The organism is Fischerella muscicola PCC 7414 (assembly GCF_000317205.1).
In the GTDB taxonomy this organism is placed as follows: domain Bacteria; phylum Cyanobacteriota; class Cyanobacteriia; order Cyanobacteriales; family Nostocaceae; genus Fischerella; species Fischerella muscicola.
In genome coordinates, this window is record NZ_AJLK01000176.1 from 1 (window position 1) to 17,517 (window position 17,517).

At 44.0% G+C, this 17,517-nt stretch carries 14 protein-coding genes; 5 read left to right on the top strand and 9 right to left on the bottom strand.

What is annotated here, in order from left to right:
* Nucleotides 1–92: 92 nt before the first annotated feature.
* Nucleotides 93–1,022 carry a HEAT repeat domain-containing protein gene (locus UYI_RS0127890; RefSeq protein WP_016869978.1) on the top strand — a complete coding sequence of 310 codons (930 nt, stop codon included), beginning with the start codon at nucleotides 93–95 and terminating at the stop codon, nucleotides 1,020–1,022.
* A 121-nt stretch (nucleotides 1,023–1,143) separates the two neighbouring features.
* On the opposite strand, the gene UYI_RS0127895 is transcribed toward UYI_RS0127890, so the two are convergent.
* From UYI_RS0127895 to UYI_RS0127910, 4 genes are all read right to left on the bottom strand, one after another.
* Nucleotides 1,144–2,835: a sodium:solute symporter family protein gene (locus UYI_RS0127895; RefSeq protein WP_016869979.1), complete on the bottom strand. Its 1,692-nt coding sequence runs from the start codon at nucleotides 2,833–2,835 to the stop codon at nucleotides 1,144–1,146.
* The gene (locus UYI_RS0127900) at nucleotides 2,835–3,098 is read right to left on the bottom strand and encodes a DUF4212 domain-containing protein (RefSeq protein ID WP_016869980.1); all 264 of its coding nucleotides are present in this window, start codon (nucleotides 3,096–3,098) and stop codon (nucleotides 2,835–2,837) included. Before UYI_RS0127900 ends, UYI_RS0127895 begins: the two co-directional genes overlap by 1 nt.
* A 49-nt stretch (nucleotides 3,099–3,147) precedes the next feature.
* Nucleotides 3,148–3,984 (bottom strand): tetratricopeptide repeat protein, encoded by an 837-nt coding sequence (locus UYI_RS0127905; protein ID WP_016869981.1) that lies wholly within the window; start codon nucleotides 3,982–3,984, stop codon nucleotides 3,148–3,150.
* 228 nt (nucleotides 3,985–4,212) lie between these two features.
* Complete coding sequence (locus tag UYI_RS0127910; protein WP_026086217.1) at nucleotides 4,213–5,133, bottom strand: ribonuclease D; 921 nt, start codon at nucleotides 5,131–5,133, stop codon at nucleotides 4,213–4,215.
* A 427-nt stretch (nucleotides 5,134–5,560) separates the two neighbouring features.
* Between UYI_RS0127910 and UYI_RS0127915 the strand changes: the two genes are divergently transcribed.
* On the top strand, nucleotides 5,561–5,923 hold the full coding sequence (locus UYI_RS0127915) for an ArsR/SmtB family transcription factor (protein ID WP_016869983.1): 363 nt from the start codon (nucleotides 5,561–5,563) through the stop codon (nucleotides 5,921–5,923).
* Nucleotides 5,924–5,988: 65 nt separating this feature from the next.
* On the opposite strand, the gene psbA is transcribed toward UYI_RS0127915, so the two are convergent.
* A complete protein-coding gene (psbA, locus tag UYI_RS0127920) occupies nucleotides 5,989–7,071 on the bottom strand; it encodes a photosystem II q(b) protein (RefSeq protein ID WP_016869984.1) in 1,083 nt (360 codons plus the stop codon).
* A 450-nt stretch (nucleotides 7,072–7,521) separates the two neighbouring features.
* Between psbA and hetL the strand changes: the two genes are divergently transcribed.
* Nucleotides 7,522–8,235: a heterocyst differentiation pentapeptide repeat protein HetL gene (hetL, locus tag UYI_RS0127925; protein WP_035139080.1), complete on the top strand. Its 714-nt coding sequence runs from the start codon at nucleotides 7,522–7,524 to the stop codon at nucleotides 8,233–8,235.
* A gap of 199 nt (nucleotides 8,236–8,434) precedes the next feature.
* On the opposite strand, the gene acsF is transcribed toward hetL, so the two are convergent.
* Complete coding sequence (gene acsF / locus UYI_RS0127930; protein WP_016869986.1) at nucleotides 8,435–9,499, bottom strand: magnesium-protoporphyrin IX monomethyl ester (oxidative) cyclase; 1,065 nt, start codon at nucleotides 9,497–9,499, stop codon at nucleotides 8,435–8,437.
* Between the two features lie 257 nt (nucleotides 9,500–9,756).
* Between acsF and hemF the strand changes: the two genes are divergently transcribed.
* On the top strand, nucleotides 9,757–10,800 hold the full coding sequence (hemF, locus tag UYI_RS0127935; protein WP_016869987.1) for an oxygen-dependent coproporphyrinogen oxidase: 1,044 nt from the start codon (nucleotides 9,757–9,759) through the stop codon (nucleotides 10,798–10,800).
* A 127-nt stretch (nucleotides 10,801–10,927) separates the two neighbouring features.
* Nucleotides 10,928–12,325, top strand: a complete 1,398-nt coding sequence (hemN, locus tag UYI_RS0127940) for an oxygen-independent coproporphyrinogen III oxidase (RefSeq protein ID WP_016869988.1) — start codon at nucleotides 10,928–10,930, stop codon at nucleotides 12,323–12,325.
* Here hemN and UYI_RS37300 read toward each other — a convergent pair.
* The 3 genes from UYI_RS37300 to UYI_RS0127950 all read right to left on the bottom strand — a co-directional run bounded on the left by UYI_RS37300 (nucleotide 12,280) and on the right by UYI_RS0127950 (nucleotide 17,218).
* On the bottom strand, nucleotides 12,280–12,474 hold the full coding sequence (locus UYI_RS37300) for a hypothetical protein (RefSeq protein WP_146007587.1): 195 nt from the start codon (nucleotides 12,472–12,474) through the stop codon (nucleotides 12,280–12,282). The genes hemN and UYI_RS37300 overlap by 46 nt on opposite strands.
* A 102-nt stretch (nucleotides 12,475–12,576) precedes the next feature.
* Nucleotides 12,577–15,744 (bottom strand): efflux RND transporter permease subunit, encoded by a 3,168-nt coding sequence (locus UYI_RS0127945; protein ID WP_026086218.1) that lies wholly within the window; start codon nucleotides 15,742–15,744, stop codon nucleotides 12,577–12,579.
* Nucleotides 15,745–15,868: 124 nt separating this feature from the next.
* A complete protein-coding gene (locus UYI_RS0127950) occupies nucleotides 15,869–17,218 on the bottom strand; it encodes an efflux RND transporter periplasmic adaptor subunit (protein WP_016869990.1) in 1,350 nt (449 codons plus the stop codon).
* Nucleotides 17,219–17,517: the final 299 nt, after the last annotated feature.

The window sequence follows — 17,517 nt, forward strand, 5'->3', positions numbered from 1 at the left end:
TTAAAGATTTTTGCTTATATCTTGGGTGATTTTCGTAATCGCGCTCATCACTGGTGTATTCATCTTGCAAATGAACCTACTTACCTACACCCATGATTAAATCTTTTCATTCAAAATTCCCGATTCGAGTTCGTTGGAATGCGATGATCTCCCAAGCAACAGTTGGCTTATTGTGCTTGTCTTCACCGTTATTTATCACCACCGCTAGTTGGGCGCAGCAGGTGAATGGACAAGATATTAGAGTCACTGTACCCCTCAACGGTAATTCTCAACCTAGTGCTAATCTTGGTGCTGCGGCTGTACCAGTCCTAATTCAGGTGTTACAAGGTAAACAAGCACCAGCAGGCTTTGATGCAACTTCTGCAATACCCGTTTTAATTCAAGGGTTACAGGGCAATAATCCACAAATACGCTCAGATGCTGCTGCTGCGGTTCCCGGTATTATTCAGGCATTGCAAAATCAAAATCCCCAACTACAACAGCAGGTGCAACAACTAGCTCAACCAAATGCCCAACCACAGGCTCAACCACAGGCTCAACTGAATGCTCAGCCCAAACCCCAATCAAATGCAGGTAGATGTTTTGTGTCAAATCCAACATCTGTTGTACCTGCACTGATTGGAGGTTTGCAAGATAAAGACGAACTGGTTCGCTTTTTTGCTGGTGCTACTCTTGGTTGTCTTGGAGATCAAGCTAAAGGTGCAGCTCCTGCCTTACTTACCAGTTTGACAGATCCAAATCAAGCTGTGCGCTTGGTTGCTGCCTTTGCTTTGGATAGAATTGGTGTTGGTATTCAGCAAGCAGCTAAAAATTTATCTGCTGGGCAAATAAATCAATTAGTATCTTCCTTTAGCTCTAGTCTTGGTTTTTTAGCTGACCCATTAGTTAAGTTACCCCAGAATGTGGTTAACTCTTTATTCAATCCTTTACAAACTACTCAACCAGTTCAACAGCCAGTTCAACAGCCAGTTCAACAACCCGTTCAACAGCCCATTCAACAACCCGTTCAACAGCCCAGATAAAATTCCTAAATATAAATTAAGCGATCGCCTGATCATGAATGCAAACACAGGCGATCGCGTTTTATTTCTTCCCGCTAGTAGTCAACAGTTACCAATTGATAACTGATCGCTGATAACTGAATTAATCCAGATGATCTTCGTCCAGTTCCTCAATTGCTGGTGGTTCATCACCAGGGGTTCGTAGTACCTCTACCATCTCTTGGACTTCCAATGGTGGAGGTGGTGTGAGTCGAGAAACGCTCCAGGTGACAACAAAGTTGATTAACATGCCAAGAGTGCCAATTCCTTCGGCAGAGACTCCAAAGAACCAAGGTTGCATTCCGTAGAATTTCACCCCGACTATATAAAAGATAGTGAAGCACAAGCCGACTACCATACCGGCGATCGCTCCTTCTCGGTTTGTCCGCTTGTCGAATACTCCCAAAATAATGATCGGGAAAAAGCTAGCGGCAGCTAAACCGAAGGCAAACGCTACTACCTGAGCCACAAAACCAGGCGGATTCACACCAAAATAACCAGCGATCGCGATCGCAAAGCCAACCATGACTCTACCTACCATCACCCGTCGGGATTCGGAGGCTCCTGGATTGATCATCCGGTAGTAGATATCATGGGCTACTGCACTGGAAATTACCAACAGTAATCCCGATGCTGTAGACAAAGCCGCTGCCAAACCACCAACTGCAACCAAGGCAATCACCCAAGGTGCTAATTTTGCCACTTCTGGGGTGGACAAGACAATGATATCTGGGTCGATGGTAATCTCACTGGTTTTTTTATCTGGTGTCAACTCAATTCGCCCATCGCTGTTCTTGTCTTCAAAGGTTAACAACTTGGTATTTTCCCACTTTTTCGCCCAGTCAAACTGGTGGATTTGCTCAATCGTTTTATTGTGTAAAGAATCAATCAGATTGTAACGGGCAAAGGTTGACAAAGCTGGTGCTGTTGTATACAGCAAGGCAATCATTAACAATGCCCAACCCGCAGAATAACGTGCTGAACGCACATCTGGTACAGTATAAAAACGTACTATGACATGAGGTAGTCCCGCAGTTCCCACCATCAAAGCGACAGTAGTAAATAAAACATCCAACATTGACTTATTTACGAAGGGTTTCGTGTATTCTTGGAAACCAAGGTCAACTTGGATTTGGTTCAGTTTCGGGACAATATCACTAAAAACAAACGCTAATTGGGGGATAGGGTTTTTAGTCAGCAGTAGAGAGATGGCAACAGCCGGAATTAAGTAAGCAATGATTAATACACAGTATTGGGCTACCTGAGTCCAGGTGATGCCTTTCATACCTCCCAGCACCGAAAAAAAGCCGACAATGATCATCCCAATCACAACGCCGGTGCTGATGTCTACTTGCAGAAAACGGCTAAACACAATCCCAACACCGCGCATTTGTCCGGCGACGTAAGTCATGGAGACGAAGATCGCAGCGATAACAGCAACGACACGGGCTACGTTAGAGTAATAGCGATCGCCCACAAAATCGGGAACTGTATATTTACCAAACTTTCGCAGATATGGGGCTAGCAGCAAAGCCAACAAGACATAACCGCCAGTCCAACCCATGAGGTAAATTGAACCGTCGTAACCTAAAAAAGAGATTAACCCCGCCATCGAAATAAACGAAGCGGCTGACATCCAATCAGCCGCTGTCGCCGCACCATTAGCCAGGGAGGGAACCCCGTGATCGGCGACGAAAAAGCCTTTGCTATCTTGAACGCGAGTGCGCCAACCGATGTAGAGATATACAATAAAAGAAAGGATGACAAGTGAAGTAGTCCAAGCTTCAACTGACATTATTTACCTCTCCTTTTGATACCGTATTGGCGATCAAGTTTATCCATTTGCACAGCGTAGACAAAGATTAGCACCACAAAGATAAAAATAGAGCCTTGCTGTGCCATCCAAAAGCCGACGGGTAAACCACCTAAACGCAAATTGTTTAATGGCTGCACCAGCAGAATACTGCAACCAACAGATACTAATGCCCAAACCAGGAGAAGATTTCTAATTAAAGCCGTGTTGGCACGCCAGTAAGCTTGACGTTTATTTTGGTTCATAATAATGACTTGTTAAACGCTTAGGAAATAATTATTCTACAGAATTGGTCTAACGCTGAAGATCGTTGATATTTTGCATCACTTGCTGATACAGTTCTGTATTCTTTTGTTTTTGAAAAATCTTGGCAGCTTGTTGTAAGTCAGAAATTGCTCCTTGTTTATCTCCTATAGCGGCGCGGGTATTACCACGATTGTTGTAAGCTGCGGCAAAATTGGGATTGAGGCGAATAGCTTGATCAAAATCATTAATTGCTCTTTGTTTATCGCCTTGAACTGAACGGGCATTACCTCGGTTATTGTAAGCAACAGCATACTTAGGATTAAGGCGAATAGCTTGATCATAATCTGCGATCGCTTCGTTTCTTTTGCCCAAGGCGGCGTAAGCGTTGCCTCTGTTATTGTAGGCTTCTGCATAGTTGGGAGCAATACGAATGGCTTCGTTGTAGTCTGAAATTGCCCCGTTGACATCTCCTGTAGAAGCACGGGCATTACCTCGGTTGTTGTAGGCTTCGGCATAGTTGAGAAACAGCCGAATAGCTTGGCTGTAATCTGCGATCGCTTTTTGTTTATCTCCTAAATCAAAATGAACAAGTCCCCTACCATTGTAAGCTTGGGCATACTGGGGATTTAGCTTGATTGCTTCTGTATAAGCTGCGATCGCACCTTGAGGATCGCCTTTGATATGCCTATACTGACCTTGAGTGTAAAAGTCTCCTGCTTTTGATGGTTTAGATGTTGGACTCTTGGGAGGACTGACACCAATTTCTGTTACTAATATCTCATTACTCCTAGCACAAGAAACAGTTGCAATAGCAACAAAAGCAGTAAGCGTCGCTATTCTAACTGTTACTCTTGTCAATTTTTGCTCCTCTAACCACACTTTCATAAGTAATTGTAAATAGGTAGATGTTCCTAAATTTTGTGCGGATTTGCTCTATAATTTTCCATTATTGTTTATATTTAACTATAAAAACTAAAAAACATGTCATTCATCAAGCAATACTAAATTATGTATCAAAATATCACCTAATATCCTTTATTTATAGACTTTGCGTGCTTTGTCATTAGTTGCTACAAACACTATAAATTAAAGAAAATTACAATATTACACAATTTACTCATCTTTATCGCTAACTTCTTCAGTTTTAGTAGTTAAGCGCCAAGCTTGAGTTTTCTCTAACTCTATCGATAATTGTTCCAGATTTTCTCCCAAATCTTTTTGTATTTTCTGGGTCAATGTAATAGGTAAATCTAGTTCTATGCCTTTAGTTTGTATTAATTTAGCTAACTCTGTTAATGCAACTTTTACTGTCGTACGCTCATAACTACTTAATTTAAAATCAAGAGTTTCAGATAAATTTTGAGATTGCATAGCTTTTTTAATTCGCTCTTGTAAGTGTTCATACTCTGATTTAACTATTTTCCAATTTTGTTCAACTTCTTGGTATTTTTTTGCTAGTTCCATTAAGTCTTCTGTTTTAGGGTCAGGGTTAATGTTTTGATTTAATTCTATCAGCCGGGAATGTACCTGAGCCAGATAAATACAGTCTAGGTAAGCATATTCTATTTGCTCTTCAGTTAGAGGGCGTTGTCCCCAGTCGCTAGTTTGTTCTTGTTTGTCAACATATAAGAATTTGCATAGTTTGCTAGCAAGAGTTTTAAGTTGATAGTTAGGTAATGGCAGGATATAATAAGGAATTTGTTTTGCCATTTCTAAAGTACAAGTAACATTTTTGGCTTTTTTATTACCTAAAAACTTCAAATCGTAGCTGGCATTGTGAAAGACCTTTTCAATTGTAGGATTCAGCATAATTTGAGCAATGAAATCAGCTACAATATCCGGCGACTCTAATACATCTAAAATATAAATGCGATCGCCACTCATATCTGTAGGATCGTCTAGTACCTGAATCAGCGACAATCTGGGATTCTTACTTTTATAATCAGCCACTTCTGTATCTATCCACAAAGTTGAACTTTGAGTTAATTCAGCAATTTGAGAACGAATGGCACTAGCTGATGTCAGATAAGGCATGTTAAATAAAGCATGTAACATTTAGACAATATTCTACAAGTTTAGCGTTGCTCTCTGTTAAAAGTTGAAATTTGCTCTTGGTCAGAGATTCCTGCTTTTTTCTCAGCTTTCACCAGTTAAATAATATTCCATATTTATACCTCCATCTACAGATTGGTTTGTGAAGAAGGCAGCACAATTTTGGGGTAGAGTTTCTAATAAAATTTCCCTCCTATTTGCTAGAATTCTGATGCTAATTTCATCAGTAAAAATTAAGTTATATGCACACTTGAGCGGAAATGCGATCGCTCTAATTTTCTAAAGATTTATAACAATTATTGTTTTGATGCAACGCCCAATTGAGAACTGCTGTATTGAACAAGGATTTTTAATGGTTATAATACCAATTAGTTATTAAATAATTTTACTACTGACGACTGAATTCCCCATGCCAAAAACTAAGCCACCCAAGCCTGATCCAGCTGTTCTCGTGGCGGTTGCTGATTATTTTAAGGTGTTATCAGAGGCAAGTCGGTTACAGATTTTGACCTGTCTCAGGTCAGGCCCAATGAATGTGATGGAAATTGCCGAGGCTACTGGCTTAGGTCAGGCAAATCTGTCTAAGCATCTGAAAGTATTAACTCAGGCAGGGGTTTTATCTCGTCAGCCTAAAGGCACTAGTGCTTATTACGATATTGCCGATCCAATGATTTTTGAGCTTTGTGAGTTAGCGTGCGATCGCATTAGTGAGCGTGTACTACGACAGGCTGAAACTCTGAAAGCTCTACGGGGTAAAACAACAGTTTTTTGAATTTCTTCAATAGAAAAGCACCCCCAAAATGAGGGTGCAAAATCAAGCGGTTGTTAAAGCGAGGATTAACTGGTGATCGCAGGAGCAGTAAGTGCGATCGCTTGAGGCTCACTAGACGCCAAATCTAGAGGGAAATTGTGAGCATTGCGCTCATGCATGACCTCAATCCCCAGGTTTGCTCTATTAAGGAGATCAGCCCAGGTGTTAATCGTGTGTCCTTGGCTATCAAGAATGGAGTTGTTGAAGTTGAATCCATTCAAGTTAAACGACATGGTGCTGATCCCAAGAGCGGCAAACCAAATACCAATCACTGGCCAAGCAGCAAGGAAGAAATGCAAGGAACGGGAATTATTAAAGCTGGCATATTGGAAGATTAACCGCCCAAAGTAACCGTGTGCTGCTACGATGTTGTAGGTTTCTTCTTCTTGACCAAACTTGTACCCAACATTGGCCGATTCTATTTCTGTGGTTGCACGTACCAGTGTGGAAGTTACCAAAGAGCCGTGCATTGCAGAAAACAACGACCCTCCAAATACGCCAGCTACACCGAGCATATGAAACGGATGCATGAGGACATTGTGTTCTGGTGAAAACACGATCATGAAGTTGAAAGTCCCGGAAATACCAAGCATCATTCCATCTGAAAAACTGCCTTGTCCAATCGGATAGATCAACAACACAGCTGTGGCTGCTGCAACAGGAGCAGAAAAAGCAACAGGAATCCAAGGACGCATTCCTAAACGATAACTTAGTTCCCATTGCCGACCCATGTAAGCATAGATGGCAATCAAAAAGTGGAAAATAATCAGTTGGTAAGGGCCACCATTGTAAAGCCATTCATCGAGGGAAGCTGCTTCCCAAATTGGATAAAAATGCAAGCCAATAGCATTGGATGTTGGAACTACAGTTGCAGTAATGATGTTATTGCCATAGAGAAGTGAACCAGATACAGCTTCGCGGATACCATCTATATCTACGGGAGGTGCGGCAATAAACGCAAGGGTAAAGGCGATCGCAGCAGTCAAAGCTGTGGGAATCAGTAGCACTCCAAACCAACCTATATACAGTCGATTTTCGGTATTGGTGATCCAATTACAGAATCTTTCCCATAAACTGGCGCTACTGCGCTGTTTTAGAAGCGTTGTCATTGTTTTATGAGTGCGAGTGGAATTTTAGAATCTAAATCGACAAGTAATACATTTTTTGATTGTGAAATATCTCGCCGATAAGCTTTTGAGCTATCCACACTGTCGTAATTATTGTGCCAATTGGTATAACTTGTCTTATTTTTTATATAACCGTAAAGTTATAGAGTTGTCAAGAAAATTTTAGGATTACTACAAAGCCACAGGTATTACTACGATGCTAAAATTACTCGAAACCTATTTAGTTAATCAAGGAAATATTTTTTAATGACATCTTCTTGAAGCACTTGCTAAAGCTACGCATCGGGACGTAGAACATGGTCTAATTTTTCTGGAGCTAGTTTTAGATACACTGAGCGCATCATGTCCGTTGCCGAACTGATAGCATTTACCCAGACTCCGGAAGCAAACATGCTCCGGTTGTAAATACAACATCGTACATAATAAATGATTATGGATGTAGATCAAATTCTCAAACTTTATGCTGCTGGAGAACGAAACTTTCAGCGAGTCAATCTGCAAGAAGCAGAACTGACCAATGCCAACCTTAAAGGCGCAGATTTTAGCTATGCTGATTTACGTCAGACACGCTTGGGTAAAACCAACTTCAGCCAAGCCTGTCTGCGGGAAGTGAACCTGAGTGAAGCCATTCTCTGGGGAATAGATTTGAGTGAAGCAGACTTGTATCGGGCGATTCTGCGTGAAGCTGATTTGACGGGTGCAAAGCTAATTCAGACTCGCTTAGATGAAGCCAACTTAATTAAAGCTAGTTTATGTGGTGCTAATTTGAATGCTGTGAAACTCTCTGGTTCTCTGCTAATTCAAGCAGACTTCCGTCCCAGTTCCAACCAGCGTACAGACTTGGGATATGCAGTTTTAACTGGAGCAGACTTAAGTTACGCTGACTTGAGAGCGGCTTCACTGCATCACGCCAACTTGGATGGGGCAAAATTGTGTCGCGCCAATCTTGGTCGAACAATGCAATGGGGGGATTTGGCAACGGATCTAACTGAAGCTAGTTTGCAAGGAGCAGACTTAAGTTACGCCGATCTCACCAGTGCTATTCTGCGAAAGACTAATCTGCAAGGAGCAGACTTAACAGGAGCAATTCTCACCGATGTTGAGCTAGAGGGAGCAATTATGCCCGACGGAACAGTTCACGATTGAAAATGGGCGATCGCATAACTAGCAACTTGGTTTACCTAATATTCTAAAATGCCTAAAGCCGCTTTTGCATTTGCAATAGTGATCATCAGTTGACAAACTACTAATATGGGGTAGTTATAAAATTTTTCAGTCAGCCCTTAAATTAAAGGTCGATCGCTCACAATTTCCACAAATTTCAATGAGCGATCGCACTTGCAATTTAACTAACGATTCCCCGTAATGCTTCAGCATCAATTGGTTTAATCAGGTAAAGCAGCAACAAATTCCAAACAATTGCTGCAATCCAGGGTAATTTACGGACAAACTTCACAACTTTCGGCTGAGAACTGCGGTCAATTTCCACCAATTTCATGTTGTAATCTGAGCAGCGTTGCAGACGTGGGAAAAACTGGGGATGTTCGGTATTGAGCTTCACAGGAAAAGCACGACCAGCAGTTTCGTTAGTTTCGTATACAACTTGGCGATCAAATTCCGTTGGGTCGAGTCCGAGTGAGCGATAAAAATTAGCCCGTTCATGAACCGTCAATGTATGGGTAGTAAATACCGATAACAGGAAAAAGCGGCTCCACAGTCTGGCTTTCCAGGTTTTCCAAAGTTGGGGTTGCGATCGCAACAATGCTTTGAATATATCCCCATGACGATTTTCGTCCTGACACCAACTCTCAAAGTAGCGGAAAATCGGGTAAAACTGATTTTCTGGGTGTTTTTCTAAATGGCGATAGATAATAATGTAACGCCAGTAGCCAATTTTTTCTGATAGGTAGACGGTATAAATTACCCACTCTATCGGGAAAAACGTATAGGTGCGGGTTTTAGTCACATGGGCAAGATCGAGTGAGAGTTTAAAGTCGCCCATGGCTTTGTTGAGAAATCCAGCGTGACGAGCTTCATCACGAGCCATCAAGTGAAAGATTTCTGCTAAAAGTGGATTGCGCCCTTTCAGCCTCCGGGATAGTTCTTTGAACAGCAAAAACCCAGAAAACTCTGAAATGCACGAACGTTCCAGATATTCAATAAAAGCACGGCGTGATTCTCCGTCAATATGTTCCCACGACTGCTCAAATGTCTCATCGCGGACGAAATGGTGGCGATTGTAGTCTGCTCGCATTTCTTCCAGCATCGCTTTTAACTCGGTTTCCTGAGCCGACAAATCCAGGCTGGCGGCGGTTTCAAAGTCTGTAGTGTAAAAGCGGGGAGTGAGTATAGTTTCTTGACTTGGCTGTTTAATTCCGGCTTTGGGTTGCTGAGGTAGGGTATTAACCATAATTACGCTGCTAATCAACTAATTTTTTCTATAGCTATCAAGTTATAATACTTGTAATTCTTTGGCTAGACCCCATACTTAAAATTTCTACATTTCTTTAGCAAAGTTCACACTTAACAGCTACAACTGCTGCAATGTAGGGGTCAGCCAAAATCAGCCTTTATTAAGTTTTGAAAATTTTTTATACTTAAAAGCTTAATAACCATAAAGTTATTAATTGTAGTTACTCTTACTCAGAGCATTAAGAGGTATCCAGCATGAGTTGTCATTCAGAGCAGCAAACACAATTACTCACACCTCCTAGTAATATACTTCCTGCGGATTCACGCCAGCGCGTCAAACAATTTATGCAGAACTTACAGGATCAGATTTGCTTGGCGCTAGAGCAACTTGATGGAGAAGCTCGTTTTCAGGAAGACTACTGGGAACGAGCAGAAGGTGGTGAAGGACGTACTCGTGTCATCCGCGAAGGACGAGTGTTTGAGCAAGGCGGTGTCAACTTTTCTGAAGTTTGGGGAAATACCCTACCTCCGTCGATCCTGGCGCAACGTCCAGAAGCAGTCGGGCATGAGTTTTTTGCTACAGGGACTTCGATGGTACTCCATCCTCGCAATCCCTACGTACCAACAGTACACCTCAACTACCGCTACTTTGAAGCAGGGCCAATCTGGTGGTTTGGTGGCGGGGCTGATTTAACACCGTACTACGGCTTTGCAGACGATGCTATTCACTTTCATCAAACACTAAAACGTGCCTGCGATACCTACCATCCAGAGTACTATCCAGTCTTCAAACGCTGGTGTGATGAATACTTTTACTTGCGCCATCGCCAAGAACAACGGGGTATTGGTGGTATCTTCTTTGATTATCAAGATGCGAGTGGCAAGCTTTACGTTGGTTCTCAAACAGATACTCCAGCTGCATTCTATAGTCAGCAAGTCGGAACAGTAGCTCGTCATTGGGAAGATATCTTTGCCTTTGTCCAATCCTGCGGTCAGGCATTTCTACCAGCTTATTTACCGATAGTAGAACGGCGACAAAGAATAAAGTATGGCGATCGCCAACGTCAGTTTCAACTCTACCGCCGGGGTCGTTATGTCGAATTTAACTTGGTATATGACCGGGGAACGGTTTTCGGTTTACAAACTCAGGGGCGGACGGAATCGATTCTCATGTCTTTACCACCTTTAGCACGTTGGGAATATTGCTACGCGCCAGAACCAGGAACTCTCGAAGCACAGCTGACCGAAATTTTCCTTCAGCCTCAGGATTGGGCAAATGCGTCTTTTGGGCAAAAATAACGCCTGATGTGAATTCAAGCTGTGACCGAGATCATGTTCTATAAATCGACCACAGATAAACACAGATGCACCTTGTCTTTCCCCTGACACAATTCAAAATCTCAAATCACAAAGTATAAATTCACACATGAAAGTTTTGCCACAAACTGTTAAATTTGATGCTGATTTGCTGAGAAAATACGATCAGCCTTTACCACGCTATACCAGCTATCCACCAGCTACAGAGTTAACAAAAGATTTTGCAGAAGTAGATTTTCTAGCTGCGATCGCGATCGGCAATTACAAAAAAACGCCATTATCACTGTATTGTCATATTCCCTTTTGTGAAAGCGCCTGCTATTTCTGTGGCTGCAATACCGTGATTACGCAACAAAAAGCAGTGGCAGAACGTTATCTAGACTACTTGACTCGCAATATCCGCCAAGTAGCAGCTTTCATTGATAGCGATCGCACCGTTGGGCAATTACACTGGGGCGGTGGTACTCCTAACTATTTATCCCTCAGTCAAGTTGAGACTCTGTGGAATACTCTGAGTGATCATTTTAAATTTGATGATCAAGCAGAAATTTCTATTGAAGTCAATCCGCGATCGCTCGATAGAGACTACCTATTTTTCTTGAAGGACTTGGGGTTCAACCGGATTAGTTTTGGTATTCAAGATTTTAATCCCCAGGTACAGGAGGCAGTCAACCGGATTCAACCAGAAGCCATGCTGTTTCAGGTGATGGACTGGATGCGCGATGCTGGGTTTACCAGTATTAACGTTGATCTGATTTATGGATTGCCATATCAAAACCTAGAGACTTTTAGAAATACCGTCCACAAAACCATTCAACTGCATCCCGATCGCATAGCCGTTTTTAACTTTGCTTATGTGCCGTGGTTAAAACCAGTGCAACGGCGAATTCCCCAGGAAGCATTACCACCAGCTTCCGAAAAACTCAATATTTTGCAAATGACGATTGAAGAATTAAGCACAAATGGCTATGTCTTCATTGGCATGGATCATTTTGCCAAACCAAATGATGAATTGGCGATCGCTCAACAAAATGGGCAACTGCATCGCAACTTTCAAGGGTATACCACCAAACCGGAGTCAGATTTATTTGGGTTTGGCATGACTTCCATTACTATGCTGCATGATGTATATCTGCAAAACCATAAACATTTGAAAAGTTACTATCGAGCGATCGACACAGACAAACTACCAATTGAAAAAGGAGTCAAACTTGATCGCGATGATATCATTCGCCGCACAGTGATTATGGAGTTAATGTGTCAATTTCGACTCTCACTCAATGAAATTGCGGAAAAATACCATCTGAACTTTGATTATGATTTTGTAGAGTATTTTGCTAACGAACACTTGCAACTGCGATTGTTGGAAGCTGATGGTTTGATTAGACTTTCTCCCAATCAGATAGAAGTTACACCTACTGGACGCTTACTCATCCGTAATCTCGCTGCTGTCTTTGATCGCTATCTGCGCGATCGGGCAATGAGTGGTTTTTCAAAAGCCATTTGAAGTTGTAAAGGAAATAAGGCGTTGCATAAGATGGGGATGGAGAATAAACCACCCTCCGGGTTCGCCACCTTGCCATCGTGACGGAGACCGCCAAGACGGCAAGTGGACTCACCAAGACGCCAAGAACGCCAAGAATTAAGTTTTTTCATTGGCAGAGAAAAATCCTCCCGCAAATATGCAACGCTGCTTTATCTGTGTGCATCTGTGTGCATCTGTGTTCGTTTTCCCTACACCCACCCCATCACAAACCACTACCTCACAGCTGGGGCAGTATTTTTGGAGGTAGACGATCGCGATCTGCGTCCAGACAGATCATATAGTAAACCCATCAGTGCAGGTACAACAGTAGGAGTCAAAATAGTAGAAAATGCCAAACCGCCAGTCAGGACAATACCTAATCCCTGGTAAAGTTCTGAACCCTGACCTGGTAGCACTGCTAACGGTAACATTCCTAACACACTAGTTCCAGCAGACATGAAAATGGCACGTAGGCGATCGCTAGTGGCATTATATAGTGAGGCATCATAATCCTCGCCTGCTTCTTGAAGTTGCAAGGCTCGATCAACCAGCAGAATTGCGTTGTTGACAACCACACCTGTCAGGATCACAAATCCCAAAGCTGTAATCATATCCAATGCCACATTCATTCCCGGAATGCGGTTGGCAATGACCAGACTTAAGAGTGCGCCACTCATCCCCATGGGTACAGTTGCCATAATTACTACTGGGTAGAGAAATGAGCGATACAGCGCCACTAGTAACAAGTAAGTGATCAAAATTGAAAATGCAAACGCAGCAGCTAATTGAGCAACGGTTGTGGCTAACTGATCTGCTGAACCAGCTAGTTCCAGCCGATAACCTGCGGGTAGATTCGCACGCATAGGAGCGAGAATTTCATTTTCAGTGCGTTCTACTAGCGTCGCTAGGGGTGCATCTGGTGCGAGGGAGACTGTGAGGCTAATTGATCGCTCTAAATCAACGTGATTAATCACATCGGGGCCAGTCGTTTCTCTGACTTCAGCAACATCACCTAGTTGCACCTGTCGTCCCTGTGCATACAGTGGCAATTGCCGCAATTGCTCTGGTGTTTCCACAGCGGTATTTTGTAGTTCCACGGAAACATCGAGTTCTTCTTTGCCATCAATGTAATCGGAGGCAATGCGACCACCCAATGCTGCTTCCACCATTGAACCAATTTCTGCTTCCGAGAGTCCGACTTCGGCGATGCGTTCCCGGTTGGGAATTACTTGCAGTTCTCCTGCTCCCATAACAAAGTTGGAACGGACATTATTCACTCCTGGAAGTTCGCGCAATTTGCCTGTGATTTGTTTCTCCAGATCATTAAGCTGATTCAGGTCATCTCCAACAATATCCACTTCAAATTCCTTACCAGGATCGCGGAAAATCGAGATTCGAGTCGGAACCATAAAGCGATATCCAGCAAAGTTGCTGCTTTGGGCGCGCAACCGCTCTACCATATCGGCTAACCCAGTTGTGGTAGCAAATTCTGGCTTTAAAATTGTTGCTATCCCGCGTAGGGCGCCGGGACGATCCACATACATAATCCGCTCAACTTCTGGTTGCGATCGCAAAAATGCCTGCACAGGTTCAGATTGCCTAATGGCCTCAGGAATGCTGGTTCCTGGTAAAGGTTCCGCGCGCAACACAACTAAGTTGCGATTACCTTCCGGTAAATAATCCGCAGGTGGGAGTAGCAGAACACTAATGACAAGTAAAACAACAGGAATCGACAATACTAGTAAACGACGACCAATCCGCTTACGTCCCAGTGACCAACTGACAGTAGAAGCTAGAAAATTTTCGAGTTTGCCTTGGAAATGACGAAATACGGCTGAAGACTTGGCAACTGAACGCTCCAACCAATTACCACCGCGATATTCGCCGCCCTCCATCATTTGCATCGCTTCCGATTGCTTGAGGAACAATCCCGATAGCATTGGTACTAAGGTCAATGCAGCAAACAACGAAAACACAGAAGAAGCAGAAAGAGCGATCGCCATATCAGCATAAAGTTGTCCTGCTTCGCCTGTAACCATAATTAGGGGTACAAACACCACAACGTTGGTGAGAGTAGAACCCAGCATGGCACCCCAAACTTCCTGCGTACCTTCAATCGCTGCCCGCATGGCACTTTTACCCTGCTGCATATGGGTGAAGATATTCTCAATCACGACGATCGAGTTATCCACGACCATACCTACAGAAAATGCCAGTCCTGCCAAACTAATGATGTTCAATGTCCGTCCTAGTGCAGACATGACAATGAACACAGCAATCGTACCGATAGGAATAGTGATGGCAATTACAGCCACCGTTCGCATCGAACCCAGGAATAGCACCAAGACAATAGTTGCTAGTAATGCACCACTGATCAAGTTCTCCCGAACAAATGCCACAGATTGATTAATATATTGACTCTCATCGTAGTTGTAGACAAAACGAATTCCCTGGTTTTGCTTATCGAACTCAGCTTGCAGTGCGGCAATTTCCGCTCGGATACCCTTAGCAACCTCTGGCACATTTGCCCCAATTTGCCGAATCACACCAACTGCTGCCCCTGGTTTGCCGTTGAATACCAACGCGCTATCTTGGGGTTTGCGCCCCATTTGTACCTGGGCCACATCCCGCAAGTAAACTGTACCAGACTCGTTGCGCCGCAGTACAAAGCCTTCTATTTGCGATAGATCCTGCGATCGGCTGACTGTACGTACCCGATATTCCCGTCGTCCTAAAATCAACGGCCCACCCCGGATATCGCGGTTGTTTTCCCGCAGTACCCGCACTACGTCACCAATCGTCAGGTTACGGTCAGACAATGCTTTTGGGTCAACCTTTACCTCTACTTCTCGCTCTTGTCCACCTATTACCAGAAATTGCCCTGTTCCCTCTATCCGCCGCAAGCGGGGAACCACTACTTCTTCTGCTAAATCTCGATAGCGGTTGGCATCTGGCTGAAATCCTTCCTTTGTATCAAAAGGAATCCACATCATTGGGGAACTATTGCCACCCACCAGTTCAACACTCGATTCCTGGGCTTCTGGGGGCAAACTTTCTACCTGCTGCAAGCGGTTGATGACATCGATCATCCGCTCTTGTACATTGGCATCCTGAGTAAATTCCAGCGTGATGCTGCTGCGTCCAGCCCGAGAATTACTGGTGACTTCCTGAACACCCAGCACCTCTTCCATCTGCTCTTCAATGGGGCGCGTAATCAGGTCTTCTACCTCCGTCGGGCCTGCTCCTGGATAGGTGGTAGTAATCGTGATTTCCGGGCGATCGCCTCCTGGTTGCAATTCCAAGGGCAGATTCAGGAGCGAGAACACCCCAAATATTGATAGCAAGCAAAACAGGACAAAAGTCCCATGTCGCCAACGCACAGAAGTTTCGATAAAGTTCATAGTGGGAGTGGGGAGTAGGGGAGATGGGGAGGTGGGGGGCTAGGGGTCCCCACTTTGTGGGGTTGGGGGGCAATGGGGAGGTGGGGGAGTGAGATGTTCCCCCTTGTCCTCCTTGTTGTCAGCTTCAACTGCGATCAACTATCTTCACTGGCGCACCATCTTGCAACCCATCACCGCCACGCAGGACGATGCGTTGACCGGATCGCAGGGAGGGATGATAAATTGCCATGTTTTTGCCCATGTCAGCAACCATTTCTACCTGAATTTGTTTAGCTTTGCCATCAGCAACTGTGAAGACAAACCACTCGTTTTGTCTTCTGGTTAAGGCATCTCGCGAGACAACAAAGCTAGGGCGATTCGTGGGCAAATTAAGGTTGCCTGCGATCGCCATACCTGGTAATAATGCTGAGGTTGGTTTGTTAATTTGGACACGTACCCGTTGGCGACGGGAGGCACTGTCGGCGGAGGGAACTACGGCGGTGATCGTCGCCCGTTGTTTCCATTGTGGCAAGGCGCGTGCTGTGAGTTCAATTGCCATACCGGGGGTAACTCTACCAGTGAGTTCTTCTGGTAACTCGAGGAAAATGTCAAAGCGATCGCCTGCTACTAAGGTGACAATTTGGTCAGAACTTTGGACTAAATCACCACTACTGACATGTCGTGTCTGCACCACACCTGATTGTGATGCCACTATCCGAGTCCGCTGCTGTGCCAGTTGTGCTTGTGCTAAGTTGGCTTTGGCTGCTTCTACATTGGCTTTTTGGGCGGCAATTTCTTCTTGAATTGGCCCTGCTTTGGCTTCGGCAAGCTCAGCTTCAGCTTCTAACAGCGCTCCTTGGGTATCATTTAAATTTGTTTGAGCTTCTACTAGTAATCTTTGCGACAAAGCACCTTCTTTCACCAGGTCGCTAGTACGCTTAAGATTATCCCGCGCTTCCTGTTCTCGTGCCTTAGCAGATGTCACTGCTGCTTGACGCTGAGCAATAATTTCTGGACGAGTACCTACTTCTAAGCGTGCTAAATTGCTACGTTGCTGTGCTAGTTGTGCCCGTGCTTGGGCGATTGCCAATTGCTGATCCGAGTCGTCTAAGATGGCAATTACCATTCCTGCCTTTACGCGATCGCCTGGTTGCACTAAAATGTTTTTCACAATCCCACTAGTTCGAGCGCGGATTGTGGACTGTTGAGTAGCTTCCACCTGTCCCAAAAGCTGTACATTCCTGGTAGCAGTTCCGGTTGCGAGAGCGATCGTTTCAATGGGGCGTGGGGGTGGCCCTTGCTGCTGGGCCACAGAAGGTTGCGGTGCGCTACCAGGAGCCAGCATCCGCCAAAGGATAATGCCCCCAGTAGTCAAAAACAAAATTATTAATGTCTGGAACCAGGGTTTGCCAGAACGAGTAGGCATTAACTCAGAGGGTACAGAACTGTCTGACTGGGTTTGAGGGGTTGAAACTTGAGCTTCAGAAGTATCCATAGCGGTTGATGGCAAGCTATTAGGGATTCAGGGTTGATGATTCAGAAGGCAGAGTGAGCCGATCAAGGGTTTTTCCCATGAGTGAATCACGTCAAGTGGCATCACCTGGCGTGGCAGAAGGAACGATATTTAAGATGCGGAAAGTTTTCTTGTTTGTATTTTGATGGATATATATGACAAAAGAATGTCAAAGTTTATAGTTTGATGGATAAATGTTACAAAAACATTCAAATTGGGATTTCAATTGTGAGTAGATTGACGCAAATGTAGAGACGCGCTATAGCGCGTCTCTACTAATT

What these genes read in the sequence shown, in the direction of transcription:
- UYI_RS0127890 (WP_016869978.1), top strand. Translation starts at nt 93, where the DNA reads ATGATTAAATCTTTTCATTCAAAATTCCCGATTCGAGTTCGTTGGAAT.
- UYI_RS0127895 (WP_016869979.1), bottom strand. Translation starts at nt 2,835, where the DNA reads ATGTCAGTTGAAGCTTGGACTACTTCACTTGTCATCCTTTCTTTTATT.
- UYI_RS0127900 (WP_016869980.1), bottom strand. Translation starts at nt 3,098, where the DNA reads ATGAACCAAAATAAACGTCAAGCTTACTGGCGTGCCAACACGGCTTTA.
- UYI_RS0127905 (WP_016869981.1), bottom strand. Translation starts at nt 3,984, where the DNA reads ATGAAAGTGTGGTTAGAGGAGCAAAAATTGACAAGAGTAACAGTTAGA.
- UYI_RS0127910 (WP_026086217.1), bottom strand. Translation starts at nt 5,133, where the DNA reads ATGCCTTATCTGACATCAGCTAGTGCCATTCGTTCTCAAATTGCTGAA.
- UYI_RS0127915 (WP_016869983.1), top strand. Translation starts at nt 5,561, where the DNA reads ATGCCAAAAACTAAGCCACCCAAGCCTGATCCAGCTGTTCTCGTGGCG.
- psbA (WP_016869984.1), bottom strand. Translation starts at nt 7,071, where the DNA reads ATGACAACGCTTCTAAAACAGCGCAGTAGCGCCAGTTTATGGGAAAGA.
- hetL (WP_035139080.1), top strand. Translation starts at nt 7,522, where the DNA reads ATGGATGTAGATCAAATTCTCAAACTTTATGCTGCTGGAGAACGAAAC.
- acsF (WP_016869986.1), bottom strand. Translation starts at nt 9,499, where the DNA reads ATGGTTAATACCCTACCTCAGCAACCCAAAGCCGGAATTAAACAGCCA.
- hemF (WP_016869987.1), top strand. Translation starts at nt 9,757, where the DNA reads ATGAGTTGTCATTCAGAGCAGCAAACACAATTACTCACACCTCCTAGT.
- hemN (WP_016869988.1), top strand. Translation starts at nt 10,928, where the DNA reads ATGAAAGTTTTGCCACAAACTGTTAAATTTGATGCTGATTTGCTGAGA.
- UYI_RS37300 (WP_146007587.1), bottom strand. Translation starts at nt 12,474, where the DNA reads ATGAAAAAACTTAATTCTTGGCGTTCTTGGCGTCTTGGTGAGTCCACT.
- UYI_RS0127945 (WP_026086218.1), bottom strand. Translation starts at nt 15,744, where the DNA reads ATGAACTTTATCGAAACTTCTGTGCGTTGGCGACATGGGACTTTTGTC.
- UYI_RS0127950 (WP_016869990.1), bottom strand. Translation starts at nt 17,218, where the DNA reads ATGGATACTTCTGAAGCTCAAGTTTCAACCCCTCAAACCCAGTCAGAC.